This window comes from Bradyrhizobium sp. SRS-191, assembly GCF_024586915.1.
Classification (GTDB): Bacteria; Pseudomonadota; Alphaproteobacteria; order Rhizobiales; family Xanthobacteraceae; genus Bradyrhizobium.
In genome coordinates this window covers 36,845-59,406 of record NZ_JANBVS010000018.1, presented here as the reverse complement: position 1 = coordinate 59,406, position 22,562 = coordinate 36,845, and the positions used below count along the sequence as shown (strand labels likewise).

Sequence of the window (22,562 nt, the reverse complement as noted above, 5' to 3'; positions counted from 1 at the left end):
GGCGCAGCGAGGGCGTGGATGCAGTGAGGTTCTCAGCATCGGATTAGTGCCCCAGATAGACTTCGACGACCTTCGGATCGTTCTTGACCTTGTCCATCGTGCCTTCGGACAGGATCTGTCCCTGGTGCAGCACCGTGACCTTGTGGGCGATGTCCTCGACGAACTTCATGTCGTGCTCGATGACCAGCACCGAGCGATCCTTGATGATGCGGTTGAGCAGCTCGGCGGTCTTCGCCCGCTCGCTGACGCTCATGCCGGCGACGGGCTCGTCGAGCATCAGGAGGTCGGGGTTCTGGATCAGCAGCATGCCGATCTCGAGCCACTGCTTCTGGCCGTGGCTGAGCTCGGCCGCCGAGGTCGTGAGGCGATCTTTCAGAAAGATCATCTCGGCGACCTCCTCGACACGGTCCTTGACCACGGCGTCGCGCTTGAAGGCGAGCGAGCCGAACACGGTGCGGCCGCGCGGGAACGAGATCTCCAGATTCTCGAACACGCTGAGATCCTCGAATACCGAGGGCGTCTGGAATTTGCGGCCGACACCGGCCTTGACGATCTCGTTCTCGCGCAGCTTGGTCAGCTCCTTGCCGCGGAACTGGATCGAGCCGGAGGTCGCTTTGGTCTTGCCGCAGATCAGGTCGAGCACCGTGGTTTTGCCGGCGCCATTCGGGCCGATGATGACGCGGATCTCGTTCTCCTCGACGTAGAAGGAGAGATCGTTGACCGCCTTGAAGCCGTCGAAGGAGACGGTGAGCGCTTCGACCGCGAGCAGGAATTCCTTGGGCTGATGACCGATGAGCATCGCTGTGTCCTCACTCTGCGGGGGCGCCGTCGGCGACCAGGCCGCCATTGCCGGATTTCTTCGTGCGGGAGGCCAGCAGCCGGTCGATGCGCGGCTGAACGTAGTCGCCCCAGATGCCGGCGAGGCCATTCGGGAAAGCGAGCACGACTGCGATGAACAGAGCACCCAGGCCGAACAGCCAGAGCTGCGGGAAAGTCTCCGACAGGCTGGTCTTGGCGAAGTTGACGAGGAGCGAGCCATAGACCGCGCCGAAGATCGAGAGACGACCGCCGACCGCGGTGTAGATCACCATCTCGATCGACGGCACGATGCCGACGAAGGACGGCGACATGAACCCGACCTCAAGCGTGAACAGCGCACCGCCGACCGCGGCGAACACCGCCGCCGCGCAGAAGGCGAAGATCTTGAAGTTGGCGACGCTGTAGCCGGAGAAGCGCACGCGGTCCTCCTGCTCACGCATCGCAACCAGGATGCGGCCGAGCTTGGTCAGGCGGATGAACTGCGCCACCATGATCGCGGCGAACAGGAAGAACACCTCGACGAAGTAGAGGATGTACTTGGCGTGATCGGTGCGGATGTCCCAGCCGTGCAAGGTGCGCAGGTCGGTGATGCCGTTGATGCCGCCGGTGTAGCCCTGTTGCCCGACGATCAGAATCGTCATGATCGCCGCGATCGCCTGGGTGATGATCGCGAAGTAGACGCCGCCGACTCGGCGCTTGAACATCGCGGCGCCGATGATGAAGGCGAAGATCGCGGGCACCAGGATGATCGCGGCGAGCGCGAACGGGAAGCTCTGGAACGGTTTCCAGAAGAACGGCAGCGCGGTCAGCTGATTCCAGTCCATGAAGTCCGGGATGCCGGGCGTCGACTGGATCTTGGTGTTGGCGACGCTGGACGCTTCCAGCTTCAGGAACATCGCCATGCAGTAGCCGCCGAGGCCGAAGAACACCCCCTGCCCCAGGCTGAGAATGCCGCCATAGCCCCAGCACAGCACCAGGCCGATGGCGACGAAGGAGTACGTCAGATACTTCGCGACCAGATTGAGACGGAAGATGTCGAGTGCCAGTGGCAGGATGACGACGAGCAGCAGCAGCAGGGAGACGAAGCCGATGAGCTCCGATCGGTTGAAGAAGCGCGAGTTGATCATGGCCGTGCTTTCTTGTTGGACTGCTGGAGCTGGCTCATTTGCGGACCTTGAGGGCGAACAGCCCCTGCGGCCGCAACATCAGGATGGCAACGATCGCCAGCAGCGTGAGCACCTTGGCCATCGAGCCCGACATGAAGAACTCCATGGTCGACTGCGCCTGGGAAATGGTGAAGGCCGACGCGATGGTGCCGATAAGGCTGGCGGCGCCGCCGAACACGACGACCAGGAAGGTGTCGACGATGTAGAGCTGGCCGGCGGTCGGACCGGTCGAGCCGATCATCGTGAAGGCGGAGCCGGCGACGCCGGCGATGCCGCAGCCGAGGCCGAAAGTGTAGCGGTCGACCTTCTCGGTGTTGATGCCGACGGCGCCGGCCATCACGCGGTTCTGCACCACGGCGCGCACCTGCTTGCCCCAGCGCGACAGGAACAGCACGTAGGCGACGACGATGGTGATCAGGATGGTCAGGCACATCACGAACATGCCGTTGATCGGAATCTGGATCGCGTCGGTCGCCTGCCAGGAGCCCATCATCCAGTCCGGCAGCTCGACGCCGACCTCGCGCGCACCGAACACCGAGCGGTAGGCCTGCTGCAGGATCAGGCTGAGGCCCCAGGTGGCGAGCAGCGTATCGAGGGGACGCTTGTAGAGCCGGCTGATCATTGCCCACTCGACCAGCATGCCTAGTGAGCCGGAGGCGATGAAAGCCAGCGCCATCGCGACGAAGAAGTAGCCGGGAAACAGCGCCGGCAGGAAATGCTGGAACGCGTTCGAGGTCATCCAGGTGACGTAGGCCCCGAGGATCATGAACTCGCCATGCGCCATGTTGATGACGCCCATCTGGCCGAAGATGATGGCAAGCCCCAGCGCCATCAGCACGTAGACCGAAAACAGGATGAGGCCCGCGAAGCCCTGCATCGCGAAGATGGCCCCGAGGTCGCCGATGGAATAGTCACCGAACATGATCCGTCCTCTCGGGCGAAGTGCCCGCTGTTGGAAATTGATCTCTCCGAGGATTGGCTCGTCTCCCCTCCCCCTTGCGGGGAGGGGTCGGGGGTGGGGGTCCACAACGGCAGTCTTTGCTGGGGACCCCCCTCCCCGACCCTCCCCCGCATGGGGGGAGGGAGCGCACCTTCACTGGCGTTACAGCCTCGCCATCATCACCGAAGTGATGATCGACGCGCTGCCGCAGCAGCGCTTACTGATAGCCCTTCGGGAACGGATCTGGCTCGACGAGGTCGGCGGTTTCGTAGATCAGCTCGTATTGACCATCCGCCTTGGCGCGGCCGACGCGGGTCTTCGACCAGAGATGGTGGTTCTCGTGGATCCGGACATAGCCCTCCGGCGCGCCCTTGAACTCGATGCCGGGCGAGGCGGCCGCGACCTTGTCGATGTCGAAGCTGCCGGCCTTCTCCACGGTCAACTTCCACAGCCACGGGCCGAGATAGGCCGCCTGGGTGACGTCGCCGATCACGGTCTTCTCGCCCCACATCTTCTTGAAGTCGGCGACGAAGGCCTTGTTGTTGGCGTTATCGAGCGACTGGAAATACTTCATGCAGGCATAGGCGCCCGCAATGTTCTCACCGCCGATACCGTCGATTTCGTCCTCGGTCACGGAGATGGTCAGTAGCGTCTGCTTCGACATGTCGATGCCGGCAGCCTTCAGCTGCTTGTAGAACGCGACGTTGGAGCCGCCGACGATGATCGCGTAGATCACGTCCGGCTTGGTCAGCTTGATCTTGTTGATGACCGAGTTGAACTGGGTGTGGCCGAGCGGGAAGTACTCCTCGCCGACGACCTTGGCGCCCTGCAGATGGCCCTCGATGTGCTTGCGGGCGATCTTGTTCGAGGTGCGCGGCCAGATGTAGTCGGAGCCGAGCAGGTAGAAGGTCTTCGCGCCCTTGGTCTTGTTGACCCAGTCGAGGCCGGCGATGATCTGCTGGGTGGCCTCCTGGCCGGTGTAGATGACGTTCTTCGACTGCTCCAGACCTTCGTAGAAGGTCGGATAGTACAGCATGCCGTTGTACTGTTCGAACACCGGCAGCACCGCCTTGCGCGAGGCCGAGGTCCAGCAGCCCATGACGGCGGCGCACTTGTCGTTGACCAGCAGCTTCTTGGCCTTTTCGGCGAAGGTCGGCCAATCCGAGGCGCCGTCTTCCTGGATGAACTTGATCTTACGGCCGAGCACGCCGCCCGAGGCGTTGATCTGCTCGATCGCGAGCTTCTCGGCCTGCACCGAACCGGTCTCCGAGATGGCCATCGTGCCGGTGACGGAGTGCAGGATACCGACGGTCACTTCGCTATCGGTGACTGCAAGGCCGGTGGTGTTGACAGCAGAGGTTGCGGGACCCGCACCGAACGACGGGCGCGGCAGCATGGCGAGTGCCGGGATGGCGGCCATTCCCATCATCAATTGGCGCCGAAGTGGCGACTTCAAGCCTTTTTTGGTTTCGTCTGACATGAGCACCCCATTCATTGGTTCGAGGACACGCTTTGGCTCGGACCAAGGATGGCGCGCTTCGTGCACTGCACGGATACGCAAGATTGCGTATACTGCACCGCAAAAGCGCGACGTAGGCTCTACGCAGATCTCGCGAGGGGCAGGACGAAGCGCGCAGGCGCTTCGCGTGGGGGAGTTTCGAGAGTGGCAGGGCGGCAGCGGATCGACCGCGTCAGGCGCCAATACAACCAGTGGGTCGCCAACCAGACGTTGGAGGACTACGCGCTTCGTTTCACCGCCAAGAGCGCCCGGCGCTGGTCAGCCGCCCGCGTCGCCAACACCGCGCTGGGCGCGATCTCGTTCCTGGCGCTGGAGGCGATCGGCGGCACCATCACGCTGAACTATGGCGTCACCAACGCCACCGCCGCGATCCTGATCGCGAGCATCATCATCTTCTGCTGCGGCCTGCCGATCGCCTATTATGCGGCCAAATGCGGCATCGACATCGACCTGCTGACCCGCGGCGCCGGCTTCGGCTACATCGGCTCGACGATCACCTCCCTGATCTACGCCTCCTTCACCTTCATCTTTTTCGCGATCGAGGCCGTCATCCTGGCCTCCGCCCTGGAGATGTGCTTCGGCATCCCGCGCCCGATCGGCTATCTGATCAGCGCCGTCGTCATCATCCCGCTCGTGACCTACGGCATCACCCTGATCAGCCGCTTCCAGCTCTGGACGCAGCCGCTCTGGGTCGTGCTGCACATTCTCCCGTTTGCCGCCATCGCCTACGCGAGTCCGCATTCCTTCGCGGACTGGCGCCAGTTTCCCGGCGAGCACGGCGATCTCAGCGGCGGTCTCGATCTCGCGCTGTTCGGCACGGCCGCGGCCGTCGTGTTCTCGCTGGTCGCGCAGATCGGCGAGCAGGTCGACTTCCTGCGCTTCCTTCCGCGCGATCGCCGGACGTCGAAGCTCTCCTGGTGGATCGCGCTGTTGTCGGCGGGGCCCGGCTGGATCGTGCTCGGCGCGCTCAAGCTGATGGCGGGATCATTCCTCGCGTTCTTTGCCCTGAGCCACGGTGTCTCGGCCGACCACGCGGCCGAGCCGGCGCACATGTATCTCGAGGCGTTCCGCTACGTGCTGGCGCGGCCGGACCTGGCGCTGGCATTGACCGGCACCTTCGTGATCCTGTCCCAGATCAAGATCAACGTCACCAACGCCTATGCCGGCTCGATCGCCTGGTCGAACTTTTTCTCCCGCCTGACCCACAGCCATCCCGGCCGCGTCGTCTGGCTGGTGTTCAACGTCGCCGTCGCGCTGCTCTTGATGGAGATCGGCGTCTACAAGGCGCTCGAGCAGACATTGGCGCTGTATTCGAACATCGCGATTTCCTGGGTCGGGGCGCTGGTCGCGGACCTCGTGATCAACAAGCCGCTGGGGCTGCGCCCGCCGCAGATGGAGTTCAAGCGCGCCCATCTCTACGACATCAATCCGGTCGGTGTCGGCTCGATGACCATCGCCACCATCGTCTCGATCAGCGCCTTCTACGGTCTGTTCGGCCCCACTGGAAAGGCGCTGTCGACCTTCGTCGCGCTGGCCGTGGCCCTCGTGACCGCGCCGGCCATCGCCTATCTCACCGACGGCAAATATTATCTCGCCCGCAAGCCGAAGCGGAGCTGGCAGAACATCGAGCAGATCAAATGCTGCATCTGTGAGCATCATTTCGAGCCGGAGGACACCGCCTCCTGCCCCGCCTATTCCGGTCCGATCTGCTCGCTGTGCTGCTCGCTCGATGCCCGCTGCCATGACCTCTGCAAGCCGCACGCGCGAGCGCAGGCCCAGGTGTCGGCCGCGCTGAGCGGCATGTTGCCGCAATCGGTCCTGTCGAAGATCAACTCGCAGCTCGGACATTACGTCGGCGTATTCCTGACGTCAGCAGGTCTCGTCGCGCTGACGCTTGGCATGATCTATCTGGAGACATCAGCCGCATTGCCGGGCTTCAAGGGCATCATTTCCGACGTGCTCTGGAAGGTCTTCTTTGCCCTGTCCATCATCATCGGTGTCGTCACCTGGCTGTTCGTGCTGGCGCAGCAGAGCCGCCGCGCCGCCGAAGCCGAGACGCGGCGGCAGACCCAGCTCCTCATCCAGGAGATCGAGGCGCACAAACGCACCGACGCAGAACTGCAGCGCGCCAAGGAGGTGGCGGAGTCGGCGAACCTCGCCAAGAGCCGTTATGTCGTCGGCCTCAGCCATGAGCTGCGCTCGCCGCTCAATGCGATCTCGGGATATGCGCAGCTGCTCGAGCAGGACACGAGTCTCGCGCCGAAGCCGAAGGATCAAGTACGGGTGGTTCGCCGCAGCGCCGACCACCTGTCGGGGCTGATCGACGGCATTCTCGACATCTCCAAGATCGAGGCGGGACGGCTGTATCTGTCGCGCGACGAGGTTCGGCTGAGCGAGTTCCTCGATCAGCTCGTCGGCATGTTCCGGCTGCAGGCCGCGGCCAAGGGCGTCGACTTCGTGTTCAAGCGGCCCGCGGTGCTGCCGCTGGTCGTCTATGCCGACGAGAAGCGGCTGCGGCAGATCCTGATCAACCTGCTGTCGAATGCCATCAAGTTCACGCAGGACGGCAGCGTCCAGTTCGTCGTGCATTATCGCAGCCCGGTCGCCGAGTTCGAGGTGATCGACACCGGTCCGGGCATCCAGCCCGACGACCTCGAGCGCATCTTCGCGCCGTTCGAACGCGGCGCGCTCGGCGTCGCGCAGCCGCAGACCGGCACGGGACTTGGGCTCACGATCAGCCGGCTGCTGGCCGGCGTCATGGGCGGCGACATCAAGGTCGAGAGCAAGGTCGGCACCGGCAGCACCTTCAAGGTGAAGATCCTGCTGTCGGAGGTGACCAACCCGACGCGGCATGCGCCGGTGAAGGCGCCGGTCGCGGGCTATCTCGGCCCGCGCAAGACCATCCTCGTCACCGACGATGATCCCGTGCATCGCGATCTCCTCCGGGAGGTGCTGACACCCCTCGGCTTCATTCTGCTCAGCGCGCCGGACGGCGCAGCCTGTCTCGCGCTGGCCCAGCATTGCCAGCCGGACCTGTTCATCCTGGACATCTCGATGCCCGGCATGGACGGCTGGACGGTGGCCGAGACGCTGCGCAGCAGTGGCCATCACCATGCGCGCATCCTGATGACCTCGGCGAGCGCGCTCGAAGCGCATGGGCGCCCGCTGGCGCAGCCGTTCCACGACAGCTATCTGATGAAGCCGATCGACATTCCCCGGCTGCTGGAGGCCATCCGTCAATTGCTCAAGCTCGAATGGAGCTATCAGACCGCGCATGCGGTGGCTCCGCCACGCTGGCGCCCCGATAGCGGCTCGCGCCCGCCGCTGAAATATGTCGAGGAGCTGATGGGCCTCGGGCAAATCGGCTACATCAGGGCGATCCAGCTGAAGCTCGACGAAATCGGCAACGCGCATCCCGAGCATGCCGAATTCGTAGCCCAGATGCGTATGCTGATCGATCGCTTCGATCTCGATCAGTACATGGCAACTCTGAAGACCTTGCACGCCTATGAACACTGAGAGCAAAAAGCGCGATGTGGCACTGGTGGTCGACGATTCGCCGGAGACGCTGCGGCTGCTCACGGACGCACTCGACGGCGCGGGAATGACCGTCATGGTCGCGCTCGACGGCGCGGCCGCGATGCGCATCGTCGACCAGATCACACCGGATATCATCCTGCTCGACGCCGTCATGCCCGGCATGGACGGCTTCGAGACCTGCCGCAAGCTGAAGCGGGAGGCCGGCCTTTCCAACGTGCCCGTCATCTTCATGACGGGCCTCGCCGACACTGAGCACATCGTGAAAGGTCTGGAAGCCGGCGGCGTCGACTACGTCACCAAGCCCATCGCCGTCTCGGAAATGCTGGCGCGCATCCGCGTGCATCTCGCCAACGCGCGGATGACGCAGAGCGCACGCGCCGCGCTCGACGTCTCCGGCCGCTTCCTGCTCGCGGTCAACCGCGAGGGCCGGCTGATGTGGGCGACGCCGCAAGCGCAGAAGCTGCTGTCCGACAGCTTCGGCACCCCCGAGGAACTCGTGCTGCCGGACGCTCTGCGCCAATGGTTGGATCAGGTGCAGAACGGCAAGGCCGCGGCCAAATCCGCAGCTTCGATTCCGGACCATCCCGAGCTGCGCCTGTATTACGTCGGAGGCGCGGGACCGAATGAGGTGCTGCTGCGGCTGGCCAAGGAGACCTCAGGCGAACTGCCGAAGCAGTTCTCAAGCGAGTTCGGCCTCACCACGCGCGAAGGCGAGGTGCTATCCTGGCTCTCCAAGGGCAAGACCAACCGCGACATCGCACAGATCCTCGGCCTGAGCCCGCGCACCGTCGACAAGCACCTGGAGCAGATCTACGCCAAGCTGGGCGTTGAGAACCGCACGGCGGCCGCTGCGGTCGCGACGGGGCTGGCTCGACGGGAAAGCTGAGGCGAGCTGACGGGTGTCCCAACCAAGGCTGTCGTCCTGGGCAAGCCCCATGACGCGCAGCGTCATGGGGCGCCGACCCGGGACCCATACCGCGTGATCTCGCTTGGGGCAGGATGTCAGCTGACGTCGTGCCCAACACATCCGCCGGTGGTTATGGATCCCCGCGTGCGTGGGGATGATATCGTGTTGGAGCACTAGCGTGGCCCAACGATCAAAGCTCACCCATACACAAATGCCGGATCATCCAGATCGATCGCGGGGATCTGGTCCTTCTCGCTCCAGTAATCCTGGCTGTGCTGCCATTCCGGCTTGTCGCCGCGCTTGGGCAGCAGGTGCATGTTGCGCATCATGTAGCCGGGGTTGAAGTTCTCCTGATCGATCCAGGGCAGCAGCGGCATGTTGTGGTCCTCGGGGCGTAGCGCCGGCGTCACCTTCTGCACGCCCTTCGCCTTCATGTGCGCGAGCAGCCGGCACACGAACTCCGCCACGAGATCCGTGCGCAACGTCCAGCTGGCGCGGAAATAGCCGAACACCCAGGCGAGGTTGGGAACGCCCGTGAACATCATGCCGCGATAGGTGACGGTGTCGCCAAAATCGAGTGGCTTGCCGTCGATCGTGAAGGCGATGTCACCGAGCACGCAGAGATCGAAGCCGGTCGCGGTGACGATGATATCGGCCTTGAGCTCATCGCCGGATTTCAGCTTGATGCCGCCTTCCGTGAAGCGCTCGATCTCGTCGGTCACGACCGAGGCCTTGCCGCTCTTGATGCCCTCGAACAGGTCGGCGTCGGGCACGAAGGCGATGCGCTGGCGCCATGGCCGGTAGCTCGGCGTGAAGTGCCTGGCTGCATAGTCGGCGCCGACAATGGCGCTGATCTGCCCGATCAGCTCCTTCTTCACCTGCTCGGGCTCGGTCAGGCAGCGCTTGGTGAACCAATCCTGCTCGAACAGAATTTTGCGCCTGACGATCTCGTGGATCCATTCTTCCTTGACCTGCAGCCGGCGCAGCTCCTCAGCCAGCTCGATGGCGTTGCGGCCGATGCGGAAGTAGGTCGGCGAACGCTGCAGCATGGTGACGTGAGCGCATTTTCCGGCGATCGACGGCAGGATCGTCGCCGCGGTCGCACCGGAGCCGATGACGACGACCTGTTTGCCGGTGAGATCGATATCGTCGGGCCACACTTGCGGATGCACGATACGGCCCTTGAACTTCGCCATATCGGGCCACTCGGGCGTGTAGCCCTTGGAGTGGCGGTAGTAGCCCTGGCACATCCAGAGGAAATTCGCCGTGATCGTGACGGGCTCCTGGGCCTCGCCCTTGACCGCGTGAACCGTCCAGAGATTGGTCGCACTCGACCAGCTTGCTGAGACGATGCGATGGCCATAGCGGATGTGGCGGCCGAGATCGTTCTCCTCGATCACGTCGCCCATGTATTTCAGGATCTCATCCGCCGTCGCGATCGGCGGACCGACCCACGGCTTGAAGCTGTAGCCGAAGGTGTGCAGGTCGCTGTCGGAGCGGATGCCGGGATAACGATGCGTCCGCCACGTACCGCCAAAGCTGTCCTGGCTTTCCAGGATCACGAAGCGCGTGTCGGGCATCTGCCTGGCGAGCTGATAGGCGCTGCCGATGCCTGAGATGCCGGCGCCGACGATGAGTACGTCGAAATGTTCGGTCGCGTGAGAGGACGCGGCCTCCCGGATGGGCGCGATGACGTTCATGGGAGTCCTTGGGCGTTGGTCTTGTTGTTTCCTCGCGTGACAGGCTGAACCCGATCACGACGATGGTCAACCCGCGAGCGCGGGCCACAACCCACCCCTGAGCAATCTCAATTTCCGCCGAGCGGCATGCCCCATTGTCGCGCGGTCTGCACGACCCAGTCGCGATACAGCGTGAGCGGCGTAACGCCGGTCATGCCGCCGCAGCCGTCACCGAGATTGGGCCCCGTCGACCATGAGATGACGCCAATCAGCACCTCGCCTTGCGCCTGCCTCTCGAAAGCAGGCCCGCCGGAATCACCGGTGCAACCGCCGAGCCCGGCCCGCGCGCCCTGCGTCGCGGGATCAACGAGGCGGATCTGCAACGTTCCGGGCTTGCCGGTCGCGACAAGCGACGCTGCGCGCACCACACCGCCGCTCTTGCCATCGCCGGGGATCGCGACGCCGATGCCTGCGGCTGTGAAGGGATTGCCGGCGGCCAGCGGCGACTGTGGGACGCCGAGCGTGGCGGGCGCACGTTCCTTCGCCGGCGCCTCCAGCTCCAAGAGCGCCACATCGGCAGTGGCGCGATGAACCAGGATGGACTGCATGCTGAAGCTCGGATGCACCGCCACGCGCCGGACCGTCTTGAGCACCGGCTTGCGGTCGCGATCGTATTCCACGATGCGGTAATCGACGCCCGGCTGCACGCAGTGGCCGGCGGTCAGGACAAGCTTTGCAGCGATCAACGCGCCGCTGCAGAAATTGCCGCGCGAGCCGACGATCGTGACCACGGATCGCCCGATACCGTCGTTCAACGCGGGCGCGTTGCCGACGATCGCAAGGGCCGGCGAAACGGCCAGCAATGCGGCGATCGAGATCGAGACGAACAGCTTCATCGCCGCATCAATAGCGGCCGCCGCCGATATCGCCAAGAGAACGTCAAGAGAATCGCAAAGTGAGGCGTCTCGTGTTAGCGAACACACGGGGAAGCGAACGAAGGACAGGACGCGTGATGGTCGAGGCGGTGATCTTTGATTTCGGCGGCGTGATGACGACATCGCCGTTCGAGGCGTTCGCGCGGTTCGAGAGAGAGCGCGGCTATCCCGCCGACATCATTCGGAACACCAACGCGGCCAATCATCTCGAAAACGCCTGGGCCAAGTTCGAGCGCGCCGAGATCGACCTCGACACGTTCGATCGGCTGTTCGCCGAGGAATCCCTGGCGCTTGGCGGCGCCGCGGTGAATGGCCGCGAGGTCCTGCCGCTGCTGACGGGCGATCTCCGGCCCGACATGGTGGAGGCGCTCCGCCGCATCAAGTCCGAGTGCAAGACCGGCTGCATCACCAACAATCTGCCGGCCAATGCGATCGGCAGCCAGGGCGGCCGCTCGTTCTATGTTGCCGAGGTGATGGCGCTGTTCGATCACGTGATCGAATCCGCCAAGATCGGACTGCGCAAGCCTGACCCGCGAATCTACCAGATGATGACCGAGGCGCTCGATGTCAGCCCGGCGGACTGCGTCTATCTCGACGATCTCGGCGTGAACCTGAAGCCGGCGCGCGAGATGGGGATGACCACGATCAAGGTTGTCAGTGCGTCTCAGGCGATCACGGAGTTGGAGGCTGCGACAGGCTTGAAGCTCACCTAGCCGCGCGCGCAACGCGGTTCAGCATCCCGCCAAAGCCTGAACTGCTTTGCTCCAATAGCAATGACGCGGATGTTCTAATAGTTCGTCGCCTTCGCCCGCTCTGGAAACGCCGCTGCCAGCGCCGCGCCATCGGCCTGCAGCACGCCACGCTCGGTGATCAGCCCGCTCACCAGCCGCGCCGGCGTCACGTCGAACCCGTAATTCGCCACCGGAGATCCCGGCGGCACGATGCGCACGGTCTCGATGCGGCCGTCGGCAGTGCGCCCGGTCATCTCCGTCACCTCCTGCGCGCTGCGCTGCTCGATCGGAATCTGCCGTCCTCCGGCGACGGCGAAGTCGATCGTCGGCGACGGCAGCGCGACATAGAACGGCACGCCATTGTCGTGGGCCGCGAGCGCCTTCAGGTAGGTGCCGATCTTGTTGCAGACGTCGCCATTGGCCGCCACGCGATCGGTGCCGACAATGGCAAGGTCGACCATACCGTGCTGCATCAGGTGGCCGCCGGTGTTGTCGGGGATCACGGTGTGCGCGACGCCATGATGGCCGAGCTCCCAGGCCGTGAGCGAGGCGCCCTGGTTGCGCGGCCGCGTCTCATCGACCCAGACATGGATCGGAATGCCGCGATCATGCGCGAGATAGATCGGCGCGGTCGCCGTGCCCCAATCGACGGTCGCCAGCCAGCCGGCGTTGCAATGGGTCAACACGTTGACGACTTCACCAGGCCTCTTGCGCGCCGCTGCCGCCTCGATCAGCGCGAGACCATGGCCCGCGATGCCCTGATTGATGTTGACATCCTCGCCGGCGATGTCGACCGCGCGCGCATAGGCCGCATCGCGTCGCTCCGAAGGCGCCAGCCGGCGCAGCATCGTCGACATGGTATCGAGAGCCCATTTCAGATTGATCGCGGTCGGCCGCGTCGCGATCAGCATTTCGTAAGCGCGGTCGATGCCGGGATCCGAGCGGTCGTCGCGCATCGCCAGCGCCATGCCGAACGCGGCCGTGGCGCCGATCAGCGGTGCGCCGCGAACCAGCATATGGCGGATCGCGTCCGCCGCCTCCTCGCAGGTGGTGATCTTCGCCACCACGAATTCGTGCGGCAGCCGCCGCTGATCGATCGCACAGACCGACCAGCCGTCGGCATCGAGCCAGATGCTGCGATAATGCTTGCCGTCCACCTTCATCGTCGGTCTCCTGCTCAGCTACGCAGAATGCGGCCCGCAACCGCATCGAGCTTTTCGAGGAGTTCGGGATCGCGTGCATCGGGCGCGGTGATCAGGGCGGTGTCGAGCGCACGGTCCGAACCGATCGGACACGGCTCATGCTCACGCGGGAACTCGCGGGCGAGCCGCGCGACCAGCGACTTGGCCTTGTCGGCATTGGTGGTGAGCACGCGGATGATGTCCTGTACCGTCACCGCGTCATGGTCAGGATGCCAGCAATCGAAGTCGGTCACCATGGCGACCGTCGCGTAGCAGATCTCGGCCTCGCGGGCGAGCTTCGCCTCCGGCATGTTGGTCATTCCGATGACCGAATAGCCGGCCGCCTTGTAGGTCATGCTCTCGGCATAGGTCGAGAATTGCGGCCCTTCCATGCAGACATAGGTGCCGCCGCGCGCAACCGCGATGCCCTCCGCCTCTGCAGCTGCGGCCAGATGAATGCGCAGCCGTGGCGACACCGGATGCGCCATCGACACATGGGCGACGCAGCCCTTGCCGAAGAACGAGCTCTCGCGCTTGTAGGTGCGGTCGACGAACTGATCGACCAGCACGAATGTGCCGGGCGGCAGTTCCTCCTTGAAGGAGCCGCAGGCCGACAGCGACACCAGGTCGGTGACGCCGGCGCGCTTCAGCACGTCGATATTGGCGCGATAGTTGATGTCGGACGGCGACAGCCGGTGTCCCTTGTCGTGCCGCGGCAGGAACACGATCGGCAGGCCCGCAATGGTTCCGCGGCGCAACGGCGCGGACGGCTCGCCCCAGGGGCTTGCGATCACCTCCTCGCGCGCGTCTTCCAAGCCCGGCAGATCATAGATGCCCGATCCGCCGATAATGCCAAGCACAGCCTTCGTCATGACGTCCCCATCTCCAGCCGAGATGAGAATGCCAGTTTTGAACCGCGTTGGAAACCGTGCCGGCCGCCGCGGGCGAAATCCAGGACGGGATCAGGCCGCCTTTGCAGCCGCCAACTGACCGGCCACGAGACGCTCGAGCGTCGCCACCGACCGGAAGTTCTCCGGCGTGATGAGCTCCTGCGGAATCGTGAAATCGAACTCCGCCTCGATCGCCAGCATCAGGTTGACCATGTCCATCGAGGTCAGGCCGACATCGACGAGCTTCGCGTCGCTCGCCACCTCGGCGGAGATGGAATTCTGCGCGAGAATGTCACGGACCAGCGCGACAACCCGCTTGCTGATATCGGCTTCGAAACTCGACATACGAAACTCTCTTGCTCACAGCGGCAGATGATCCACCGACGCATCGGTCGATCGACCGACGAGACCTAACGCATTCCGCTGCCGAAAAGGTTACGCGACGTGCTCGTTGCAATGGTGAATTCGCCTTAACGCTAACGCGATGGAGAGAATCCTCCCGAACAGAACAACCAGGAATTAACCCCTGCCCCGGGATTCCACGGCGTTTACCCTGAATTTCGTCGACGCATTTGAATCAAATCCATACCCTGCGTTGTAGTGCAGGGTATCGATGTACGTGCTGACAAGCGCGGCCGAGCTCTCAACAAGGCAAAATCCGGAGCACAGATCGGTCATGACACTCCAGGGAACCGCACTTCGTACTCCCGTCTCCGAGGATGGTGAGAGCCTGCTGCTCGATCGCAGCTCCCTGTTTGTCCAGCGTAGCAATGCCGTTGCTGCTCAGGCCGCCGCAGAGGCCGAAGAGGTCGATCGTGACGGACGCTTTCCGAAGGCCGCAATCGACGCCGCCCGCGAGCACAGGCTGCTCGGCATGCAAATTCCGGTCGAGTTCGGCGGCTTCGGCGCATCGGTCCACGACGTCGCCGACGTCTGCTACGCGCTAGGACGCGCCTGCGCCTCCAGCGCCATGATCTTTGCCATGCATCAGACCAAGGTCGCCTGCCTCGTGCGTCACGGCCGCGGCAACGCCTACATGGAATCGCTGATGCGCCGCATCGCATCCGAGCAGCTGTTGATGGCCTCGTCCACCACCGAAGGACAGAATGGCGGCAACATCCGCGCCAGCGCCGCAGCCGTCGGCCACGAGGGTGACCGCATCACCCTGCTGCGCGACGCCACCGTCATTTCCTACGGCGCTGAGGCCGACGGCCTCGTCACGATCGCGCGCCGCGCCGACGGCGCTGCCGCTTCCGACCAGGTCTTGCTGGCGCTCACCCGGGACGACTACACGATCGCGCGGACGCAGGGCTGGGAGACGCTCGGCATGCGCGGCACCTGTTCGACCGGATTCGAGCTCAAGGTGGACTGTCCGTCGGACCGGATGTTCCCCGAGGCCTATGACCGCATTCACGCCCAGACGATGACCCCGTTCGCGCATCTCTGCTGGTCGTCCGCCTGGGCGGGCATCGCCGCCGCAGCGGTTCAGCGGTCGCAGAAGTTTCTCCGCAAGGCCGCCCGCGGTGCCGGCGGACAGATGCCGCCGGCTGCCGCGCATTACACCGCGGCGAAGATGGCGCTGGCGCGGCTGCGCGCGATGATCGTCACCACCATGGATGCGTTCGCGGCCCACGAATATGACGAGCGGGCGCTGAGCTCGCTCGATTTCCAGTCCACTATTACCCTTCTCAAGGTTCAGGCGTCCGAGCTTGCGGTCGAGACCGTCATGCATGCGATGCGCGCCTGCGGCTTGTCGGGCTATCGCAACGATGGCGAGTTCTCGATCGGCCGGCATCTGCGCGACGTGCTGTCGGCGCCGATCATGATCAACAATGATCGCATCCTGACCAACATCGCGACCGCCAATCTGATGAGCGCCGTGCCGAACTCGCTCTACGAATGATCTCATCGCTCGTACGCCTTGTTTCCATTTAGGGATTTGAGACATGACCATTCCCGTTCTCCCGCAGTCGCCCGAGATTGCCCCTCAGCCGGTCGACGCCCTGGATCATCTCACCGACGCCCTGTTCCACCGCATGGGAGCGGACGGCGTCTATGCGCGCACCGCGCTGTATGAAGGCGTGGTCGAGCAGCTCGCCGCGCTGATCACGCGTCACCGCGAGCCCGGCACCGAGGTGATGCGCTTCCCGCCGGTCATGAGCCGCGCGCAGCTCGAGAAGTCGGGCTATCTCAAGAGCTTTCCCAACCTGCTTGGCTGCGTCTGCGGCCTGCATGGCACCGAGCGCGACATCCATGAGGCCGTGGCCCGCTTCGACCGAGGCGGCGACTGGACAACGTCGCTGTCGCCCGCCGATCTCGTGCTGTCGCCAGCGGCCTGTTATCCGGTCTATCCCATTGCCGCCAGCCGCGGCGCGCTGCCGGTCGGTGGCCTCCGCTTCGACGTCGCCGCCGATTGCTTCCGCCGTGAGCCGTCGCGGCATCTCGACCGGCTGCAGTCGTTCCGGATGCGCGAATATGTCTGCATTGGAACGCCCGATGACGTCTCCGCCTTCCGGGACCGCTGGATGGCGAAGGCGCAGGCGATCGCCACCGATCTCGGCTTGTCGTTCCGCGTCGATCACGCCAGCGACCCGTTCTTTGGGCGAGTCGGCCAGATGAAGGCCGTCAGCCAGAAGCAGCAGTCGCTGAAGTTCGAGCTGCTGGTGCCGCTGCGCTCAGAGGAGCAGCCCACGGCCTGCATGAGCTTCAACTATCACCGCGAGCATTTCGGCACGACCTGGGGCATCTCGGACGCCGATGGCGCGCCGGCCCACACCGGCTGCGTCGCCTTCGGCATGGACCGGCTCGCTGTCGCGCTGTTCCACACCCACGGCGTCGATCTCGCGCGCTGGCCTGCGCGCGTCCGCGAGATGCTGCGCCTGGAGCGACAGGCCGACCTCGTCGGCTAGCACGGCGCTCGTCGGAGATCGGCAAAGCAGCTCATGACCGCGCTCAAGCCAGTGATCCGGTGCCGCGAGATCGGAGAGGCCGATCTCGATGCGGTGGCCGGTCTCTTGGCGCGCGGCTTCCCGCGGCGCTCGCGCGAGTATTGGTCGAGCGGGTTGCGGCGGCAAGCGAGCCGGGCCGTACCTGCCGGTTATCCGCGTTACGGTTACCTGCTGGACCACGACGGCATCGCTGTCGGCGTTCTGCTCGTGATCTATAGCGATCGCGGCACGCCCGCCGGGCCGCGGATCTGGTGCAACCTGTCGAGCTGGTACGTCGAGCCCGCCTTCCGCAATTATGCGACGATGCTAACGCGCATCGCGCAGCGGCGGCCCGAGGTCACTTACGTCAATATCAGCGCGGCCAGGCCGACTTGGCCGATCATCGAGGCGCAAGGCTTTCGCGCCTATTGCCGCGGCCTGTTCTTCTCGATGCCGATGCTTTCGATCGCCGGCCTCGGCTCGCCGATCGACCGGATCGAGGCGAGCGCCGAGACCGTGGCCGGCATTCCGCCTGACGAAGCCGAATTGCTCATCCGCCACGCGCGCTATGGCTGTCTCAGCGTTGTGGTGCGATCGAAGACAGGTCCTATTCCGTTGGTTCTGCAGAAGGTCCGCATCCGCCAGGGGCGCTTCGCATTGCCTGCGATGCAGCTGATCTACTGCCGCGACATCTCCGACTACGTCGGCTGCGCCGGCGCCATCGGCCGGCTTCTGCTGTTACGCCACGGCTGCATCTCCGTGATGACTGACGCCAATGGATCGATCGACGGTCTCATCGGCGTCTACACCGAACGGCGCGGCCGGAAGTACATCAAGGGCGCGCAGCCGCCGCAGCTCGGCGATCTCAGCGACACCGAGCTGCCGCTGTATGGCGCCTAGGTCAGGCGGCCGCCCTGGTCTCATGCGCGTAGTCCCAATACAGCCTTCGCGCCCGGCTGAACACCGGGCCAATCGGCAACGTCCGACCATCGATGCGGATGACCGGAGCGACCTTGGCGAAATTGCCGGACGAGAAGATCTCGTCTGCCGCCAGGAAATCATCGTAGCGCAAGGTGGTCTCCACCACGCTGACGCCGTCGCCGCGCAGCAGATCGATGACGCGCTGGCGGGTGATGCCGTTGAGGAATGTCCCGTTCGGCACCGGCGTGAAGACGACGCCGTCCTTGGCCATGAACACGTTGGCATTGCCGAACTCGGCGACGTTGCCGAGCAGATCGAGCATCAGGCAATTGTTGAAGCCGCGCGAGGCCGCCTCGGTCAGCGCGCGCGAATTGTTCGGATAGAGGCACGCCGCCTTGGCGTCGACCGGCGCGCATTCCGCCGTCGGCCGCCGGAACGGCGACAGGGTGATCGCATTGCCGGTCGGCTGCGGCATCGGCGCCTCGTAGATGCACAGGCACCAGTTGGTGGTCTCCGGATCGAACAGCACGCCGCCGCCGGCGCCATGCTGCGCCCAATACATCGGGCGGATGTAGAGCTCCGCGCCGGCGCCGAACCGCGCGATACCTTCACGCGCCAGCCCCATCCAGGTCGCCACATCGACCACCGGCTTGAGCCGGAAATTGACGGCAGACTGATTGACCCGCGCGCAGTGGCGCTCGAGATCCGGCGCCACGCCTTCGAAAGCGCGCGCGCCATCGAATACGGTCGATGCCAGCCAGGTCGCATGGGTTCGTACGCCCATGATCGGCGCATTGCCCTCGTGCCATTCGCCGTCGAAGAACGTCCAGGTCTGCGAGTAGCTGACAGGCTTGACGATGTGGGTCATGGCGGCGCTCCCGTTCGACAGAGATCGATCCTGCCGTTCTGGCGTGGATATTTTAAGGATCTGCTTGCCGCGCGGCCACTCATGATCGATTCACGCTTGGCTGGCACACTGACCGCCACCTTGGTTAATCTGGAACCCTGATGCCGCTCGACCCTCGTGCCCGGCGCCTGCTGTCGATGTTGGCCACTGCCGGCTCGGCAGATCGGGAGCGCCCGAGTGTGGAGCAACGCCGGCAGTCGCTCGCGAAACTGATGCAGTTCGCGCGCAACGATGTCGGCGCGGTGACGATCCAGGACGGCCACTTTCGCGGGCCGGCGGGTCCGCTCCGCTATCGCCTGTACACGCCGACCGACGAGGCGGTTGACACCGGTGCTCCCGGTGCCGGCTTCGTTTACTTTCACGGTGGCGGCCTCGTGGCGGGAAGCATCGACACGCATGACCGGGTCGCGGCTGCGCTTGCTGCTGCCGGCAAATGCCGTCTGGTGTCGATCGACTACCGTCTGGCGCCAGAACACAAATTTCCGGCAGCATTCGAAGACGCACTGGCAGCTGTCCGCTTCGCCATCGATCACGCGAGCGCGCTCGGCATCGACCGCAACCGGATCGTGGTGGGAGGGGATTCCGCCGGCGCGACGCTCGCTGCGGCCGTGTGCCAGCATCCCGGCGGCACCACGGGCTTCGGGATCGCGGCGCAGTGCCTGATCTGTCCCGTGCTGGACTTCTCGCGGAGCTGGCCGTCGCGCGAGCTGTTCGGAACCGGATATCTGGTCGACGCCGCCACGTGGCAGGCCGACCTCGCCGACTGCCTTCCGGAACCAACTGACCTCCACGATCCGCGAATCTCGCCCTTGTGCCTCGCTGACCTTTCCGGCCTGCCGCCCGCCATCATCCATACCGCGGAGTTCGATCCAATGCGTGACGAGGGCAATGCCTATGCGGCACGGCTCGCAGATGCCGGCGTGACAGTCGCGCATGTCTGTCACGACGGCATGGTGCACAATTTCCACGCCCTCGGTACGCTGCTTCCGCAGGCCAAATCGGCTCTCGAGCTGATCGGGCGCCAGATCCGGTCTCTCCCGCATGCCCCGGCCGCGCAATAATTCGAGGCTTATCCGCCATATCTCGTTAGGGTTATTTCGTCGTTGTTATCGCGAATTATGGACCGCTTTACGCCTGCGCTCCTACAACATCGGGACTCGCGGATGACGTGCAGATCGCTTCTTTGAGCGAAGCGGGATGGAGATCGCCGATGCGCAATGAGACGATTGCAATCCACGCCGGCTATGAGCCTGAAGGCACGACCAAGGCCGTCGCGGTTCCGATCTATCAGACCGCGGCCTACGCGTTCGACAGCGCCGATCACGGCGCCGCGCTGTTCAACCTCGAAGTCGAGGGCTATCGCTACAGCCGCATCTCCAACCCGACGACGGACGTGCTCGAGAAGCGCGTCGCCGAGCTCGAAGGCGGCGTCGGTGCGCTCGCCGTCGGCACCGGCCAGGCCGCGCTGCATTTCGCCTTCGTCAATCTCGCCGATGGCGGCGGCAACATCGTCTCGGTGCCGCAGCTCTATGGCACCACGCATACGCTGCTCGGCCACATCCTGCCGCGCCAGGGCATCACCGGACGCTTCGCCGAGAGCGACCAGCCCGACGCGATCGAACGCCTGATCGACGAAAACACCAAGGCCGTATTCGCGGAGACGATCGGCAACCCCGCCGGGAATGTCTGCGACATCGAAGCGCTGGCCAAGGTGGCGCATCGCAACGGCGTGCCGCTGATCGTCGACAACACGGTCGCGACGCCGATCCTGCTGCGACCGTTCGACTACGGCGCCGACATTGCCGTGCATTCCTTGACCAAGTTCCTCGGCGGCCATGGCACGACGCTGGGCGGCATGCTGGTCGACAGCGGCAACTTCCCCTGGAAGGATCACACCGATCGCTTCCCGGCCTTCAGCCAGCCGGACACGTCCTATCACGGCATGGTCTACACCGACCATTTCGGCCGCAGCGCCTACATCCAGCGCGCGCGCAGCGTCTATCAACGCACGATGGGCGCGGTGTTGTCGCCCTTCAACGCCTTCCTCCTGCTGCAGGGCATCGAGACGGTCGCGCTGCGCATGGAGCGCCACGTCGAGAACGCGCGCAAGGTCGCGGACTTCCTGCGCAACGACCCGCGCGTCGCCTGGGTCAACTACGCGGGCTTCCCGGATAGCCCCTACTATCCGCTGGTCCAGAAATATCTCGACGGCCGCGCCTCCTCGCTGTTCACGTTCGGCATTAAGGGCGGCATGGAGGCCGGCAAGGCGTTCTACGACGCACTCAAGTTGATCACGCGGCTGGTCAACATCGGCGATGCCAAATCGCTGGCCTGTCATCCGGCCTCGACGACGCATCGGCAGATGCCGCCCGACGACCAGCGCAAGGCCGGCGTTCTGCCGGAGGCGATCCGGCTGTCGATCGGCATCGAGCACATCAACGATATCATCGAGGATCTCGACCAGGCGCTGGCGCAGGCGTGTCCTCGTCAGCTGGACGCGGCGGAATAGAGCCGCCAGCCGATGACCCTGCTGTTCGAGGGAGATCGCAGGATCACGAGCCCTGCCCTGGCGCCCGCCGGCGGCGAGCGTCGCGTGCGCGACCCGATCGAGCTCACGATCGGGCTCGTCAACAACATGCCGGACAGCGCGCTGAAGGCAACCGACGTCCAGATCGCGCGGCTGCTGCAGCAATCGGCGCCGTGGCACGTCCGCATCCGTCTGCACTGCTTCTCGCTGCCGTCGATCGCACGTTCGCCTGTGGCCAGCAGCCACGTCGCCCAGACCTATACCGACATCGACCGGCTCGACGGCCTCGGCATCGACGGACTGATCGTCACCGGCGCCGAGCCGATCGCGGCGCGGCTGCGCGACGAGCCTTACTGGCCGGACCTCACCGCCATCATCGACTGGGCCAGGACCAACACGAAGACGGCAATCTGGTCCTGTCTCGCCGCGCATGCGGCGGTGCTGCATCTCGACAATGTCGAGCGGCAGCGGCTCGCCAGCAAGTGCTCCGGCGTCTTCGACTGCGTGAAGGTCCGGGACGACTGGCTGACCCGCGGCATCGACGCCCCGCTGCAGGTGCCGCACTCGCGCCTCAACGCCGTCAACGAGCCGCTGCTGGCGGAGCGCGGCTACGACATTCTGACCCGGTCGGCCGAGGTCGGCGTCGACATCTTTGCGCGCGCGATGCCGAGCCGCTTCGTGTTCTTCCAGGGCCATCCCGAATATGACGCGCTGTCGCTGCAGCGTGAATATATGCGGGACATCGCGCGGTATCTCGCCGGCCAGCGCGACGACTATCCGCGACTGCCGAAATCCTATTTCAGCGCCGAGACCGAGGCGGTGCTGAACGCGTTCGAGCTGCGCGCCAAGGCCCGACGCGATCCGACCTCGGCCGCCGAGCTGCCGGGGCTGACCCTTCGCCCCGATCTCGCGGCCGGTCACGCGGCCAAGCTCCTGTTCAGGAACTGGATCGGCTATCTCGCCGACGGCTAGC

General features: G+C 64.7%; 19 protein-coding genes. 9 read left to right on the top strand and 10 right to left on the bottom strand.

Annotated elements, in window-relative coordinates; translation table 11 throughout:
* Window positions 1–43: 43 nt before the first annotated feature.
* From urtD to urtA, 4 genes are all read right to left on the bottom strand, one after another.
* Window positions 44–799 carry an urea ABC transporter ATP-binding protein UrtD gene (gene urtD / locus NLR35_RS26665; RefSeq protein ID WP_257169512.1) on the bottom strand — a complete coding sequence of 252 codons (756 nt, stop codon included), beginning with the start codon at window positions 797–799 and terminating at the stop codon, window positions 44–46.
* Between the two features lie 10 nt (window positions 800–809).
* Complete coding sequence (urtC, locus tag NLR35_RS26660; protein ID WP_257169511.1) at window positions 810–1,946, bottom strand: urea ABC transporter permease subunit UrtC; 1,137 nt, start codon at window positions 1,944–1,946, stop codon at window positions 810–812.
* A gap of 34 nt (window positions 1,947–1,980) precedes the next feature.
* A complete protein-coding gene (gene urtB, locus NLR35_RS26655; protein ID WP_257169510.1) occupies window positions 1,981–2,907 on the bottom strand; it encodes an urea ABC transporter permease subunit UrtB in 927 nt (308 codons plus the stop codon).
* 235 nt (window positions 2,908–3,142) lie between these two features.
* A complete protein-coding gene (gene urtA / locus NLR35_RS26650) occupies window positions 3,143–4,405 on the bottom strand; it encodes an urea ABC transporter substrate-binding protein (RefSeq protein WP_257169509.1) in 1,263 nt (420 codons plus the stop codon).
* A gap of 183 nt (window positions 4,406–4,588) precedes the next feature.
* Here urtA and NLR35_RS26645 point away from each other — a divergent pair, with 183 nt between their 5' ends.
* On the top strand, window positions 4,589–7,963 hold the full coding sequence (locus tag NLR35_RS26645; RefSeq protein ID WP_257169508.1) for an ATP-binding protein: 3,375 nt from the start codon (window positions 4,589–4,591) through the stop codon (window positions 7,961–7,963).
* The gene (locus NLR35_RS26640; protein ID WP_257169507.1) at window positions 7,953–8,870 is read left to right on the top strand and encodes a response regulator transcription factor; all 918 of its coding nucleotides are present in this window, start codon (window positions 7,953–7,955) and stop codon (window positions 8,868–8,870) included. Before NLR35_RS26645 ends, NLR35_RS26640 begins: the two co-directional genes overlap by 11 nt.
* Window positions 8,871–9,088: 218 nt before the next feature.
* Here the strand turns inward: NLR35_RS26640 and NLR35_RS26635 are convergent, their stop codons facing one another.
* Window positions 9,089–10,591 carry an NAD(P)/FAD-dependent oxidoreductase gene (locus tag NLR35_RS26635; protein WP_257169506.1) on the bottom strand — a complete coding sequence of 501 codons (1,503 nt, stop codon included), beginning with the start codon at window positions 10,589–10,591 and terminating at the stop codon, window positions 9,089–9,091.
* A 107-nt stretch (window positions 10,592–10,698) separates the two neighbouring features.
* A complete protein-coding gene (locus NLR35_RS26630) occupies window positions 10,699–11,466 on the bottom strand; it encodes a trypsin-like serine protease (RefSeq protein ID WP_257169505.1) in 768 nt (255 codons plus the stop codon).
* Window positions 11,467–11,579: 113 nt separating this feature from the next.
* On the opposite strand from NLR35_RS26630, the gene NLR35_RS26625 reads away from it, so the two are divergent.
* A complete protein-coding gene (locus tag NLR35_RS26625; protein ID WP_257169504.1) occupies window positions 11,580–12,218 on the top strand; it encodes an HAD-IA family hydrolase in 639 nt (212 codons plus the stop codon).
* Between the two features lie 74 nt (window positions 12,219–12,292).
* Here NLR35_RS26625 and mtnA read toward each other — a convergent pair whose 3' ends face one another.
* From mtnA to NLR35_RS26610, 3 genes are all read right to left on the bottom strand, one after another.
* Window positions 12,293–13,399 carry an S-methyl-5-thioribose-1-phosphate isomerase gene (mtnA, locus tag NLR35_RS26620; protein ID WP_257169503.1) on the bottom strand — a complete coding sequence of 369 codons (1,107 nt, stop codon included), beginning with the start codon at window positions 13,397–13,399 and terminating at the stop codon, window positions 12,293–12,295.
* A 14-nt stretch (window positions 13,400–13,413) separates the two neighbouring features.
* On the bottom strand, window positions 13,414–14,289 hold the full coding sequence (locus tag NLR35_RS26615) for an S-methyl-5'-thioadenosine phosphorylase (protein ID WP_257169502.1): 876 nt from the start codon (window positions 14,287–14,289) through the stop codon (window positions 13,414–13,416).
* 90 nt (window positions 14,290–14,379) lie between these two features.
* On the bottom strand, window positions 14,380–14,652 hold the full coding sequence (locus NLR35_RS26610) for a phosphopantetheine-binding protein (protein ID WP_257169501.1): 273 nt from the start codon (window positions 14,650–14,652) through the stop codon (window positions 14,380–14,382).
* A 331-nt stretch (window positions 14,653–14,983) separates the two neighbouring features.
* On the opposite strand from NLR35_RS26610, the gene NLR35_RS26605 reads away from it, so the two are divergent.
* Genes NLR35_RS26605 through NLR35_RS26595 form a run of 3 tightly spaced genes read left to right on the top strand, consistent with a single transcriptional unit; the run spans window position 14,984 to window position 18,134 of the window.
* On the top strand, window positions 14,984–16,210 hold the full coding sequence (locus NLR35_RS26605) for an acyl-CoA dehydrogenase family protein (RefSeq protein ID WP_257169500.1): 1,227 nt from the start codon (window positions 14,984–14,986) through the stop codon (window positions 16,208–16,210).
* A gap of 43 nt (window positions 16,211–16,253) precedes the next feature.
* Window positions 16,254–17,216 (top strand): amino acid--[acyl-carrier-protein] ligase, encoded by a 963-nt coding sequence (locus tag NLR35_RS26600; protein ID WP_257169499.1) that lies wholly within the window; start codon window positions 16,254–16,256, stop codon window positions 17,214–17,216.
* Between the two features lie 33 nt (window positions 17,217–17,249).
* On the top strand, window positions 17,250–18,134 hold the full coding sequence (locus NLR35_RS26595) for an acyl-CoA acyltransferase (protein WP_257169498.1): 885 nt from the start codon (window positions 17,250–17,252) through the stop codon (window positions 18,132–18,134).
* 1 nt (window position 18,135) lies between these two features.
* Here NLR35_RS26595 and NLR35_RS26590 read toward each other — a convergent pair whose 3' ends face one another.
* Window positions 18,136–19,023, bottom strand: a complete 888-nt coding sequence (locus NLR35_RS26590; RefSeq protein ID WP_257169497.1) for a branched-chain amino acid aminotransferase — start codon at window positions 19,021–19,023, stop codon at window positions 18,136–18,138.
* Between the two features lie 140 nt (window positions 19,024–19,163).
* On the opposite strand from NLR35_RS26590, the gene NLR35_RS26585 reads away from it, so the two are divergent.
* From NLR35_RS26585 to NLR35_RS26575, 3 genes are all read left to right on the top strand, one after another.
* Window positions 19,164–20,123 (top strand): alpha/beta hydrolase, encoded by a 960-nt coding sequence (locus tag NLR35_RS26585; protein WP_257169496.1) that lies wholly within the window; start codon window positions 19,164–19,166, stop codon window positions 20,121–20,123.
* A gap of 149 nt (window positions 20,124–20,272) precedes the next feature.
* Window positions 20,273–21,571: an O-acetylhomoserine aminocarboxypropyltransferase/cysteine synthase family protein gene (locus NLR35_RS26580; RefSeq protein WP_257169495.1), complete on the top strand. Its 1,299-nt coding sequence runs from the start codon at window positions 20,273–20,275 to the stop codon at window positions 21,569–21,571.
* A 12-nt stretch (window positions 21,572–21,583) separates the two neighbouring features.
* On the top strand, window positions 21,584–22,561 hold the full coding sequence (locus NLR35_RS26575) for a homoserine O-succinyltransferase (protein WP_257169494.1): 978 nt from the start codon (window positions 21,584–21,586) through the stop codon (window positions 22,559–22,561).
* Window position 22,562 lies beyond the last annotated feature (1 nt).

Excerpts from the sequence above, each read along its gene's own strand:
- urtD (WP_257169512.1), bottom strand. The coding sequence starts at position 799 with ATGCTCATCGGTCATCAGCCCAAGGAATTCCTGCTCGCGGTCGAAGCG.
- urtC (WP_257169511.1), bottom strand. The coding sequence starts at position 1,946 with ATGATCAACTCGCGCTTCTTCAACCGATCGGAGCTCATCGGCTTCGTC.
- urtB (WP_257169510.1), bottom strand. The coding sequence starts at position 2,907 with ATGTTCGGTGACTATTCCATCGGCGACCTCGGGGCCATCTTCGCGATG.
- urtA (WP_257169509.1), bottom strand. The coding sequence starts at position 4,405 with ATGTCAGACGAAACCAAAAAAGGCTTGAAGTCGCCACTTCGGCGCCAA.
- NLR35_RS26640 (WP_257169507.1), top strand. The coding sequence starts at position 7,953 with ATGAACACTGAGAGCAAAAAGCGCGATGTGGCACTGGTGGTCGACGAT.
- NLR35_RS26635 (WP_257169506.1), bottom strand. The coding sequence starts at position 10,591 with ATGAACGTCATCGCGCCCATCCGGGAGGCCGCGTCCTCTCACGCGACC.
- NLR35_RS26630 (WP_257169505.1), bottom strand. The coding sequence starts at position 11,466 with ATGAAGCTGTTCGTCTCGATCTCGATCGCCGCATTGCTGGCCGTTTCG.
- mtnA (WP_257169503.1), bottom strand. The coding sequence starts at position 13,399 with ATGAAGGTGGACGGCAAGCATTATCGCAGCATCTGGCTCGATGCCGAC.
- NLR35_RS26615 (WP_257169502.1), bottom strand. The coding sequence starts at position 14,289 with ATGACGAAGGCTGTGCTTGGCATTATCGGCGGATCGGGCATCTATGAT.
- NLR35_RS26610 (WP_257169501.1), bottom strand. The coding sequence starts at position 14,652 with ATGTCGAGTTTCGAAGCCGATATCAGCAAGCGGGTTGTCGCGCTGGTC.
- NLR35_RS26605 (WP_257169500.1), top strand. The coding sequence starts at position 14,984 with ATGACACTCCAGGGAACCGCACTTCGTACTCCCGTCTCCGAGGATGGT.
- NLR35_RS26600 (WP_257169499.1), top strand. The coding sequence starts at position 16,254 with ATGACCATTCCCGTTCTCCCGCAGTCGCCCGAGATTGCCCCTCAGCCG.
- NLR35_RS26595 (WP_257169498.1), top strand. The coding sequence starts at position 17,250 with ATGACCGCGCTCAAGCCAGTGATCCGGTGCCGCGAGATCGGAGAGGCC.
- NLR35_RS26590 (WP_257169497.1), bottom strand. The coding sequence starts at position 19,023 with ATGACCCACATCGTCAAGCCTGTCAGCTACTCGCAGACCTGGACGTTC.
- NLR35_RS26585 (WP_257169496.1), top strand. The coding sequence starts at position 19,164 with ATGCCGCTCGACCCTCGTGCCCGGCGCCTGCTGTCGATGTTGGCCACT.
- NLR35_RS26580 (WP_257169495.1), top strand. The coding sequence starts at position 20,273 with ATGCGCAATGAGACGATTGCAATCCACGCCGGCTATGAGCCTGAAGGC.
- NLR35_RS26575 (WP_257169494.1), top strand. The coding sequence starts at position 21,584 with ATGACCCTGCTGTTCGAGGGAGATCGCAGGATCACGAGCCCTGCCCTG.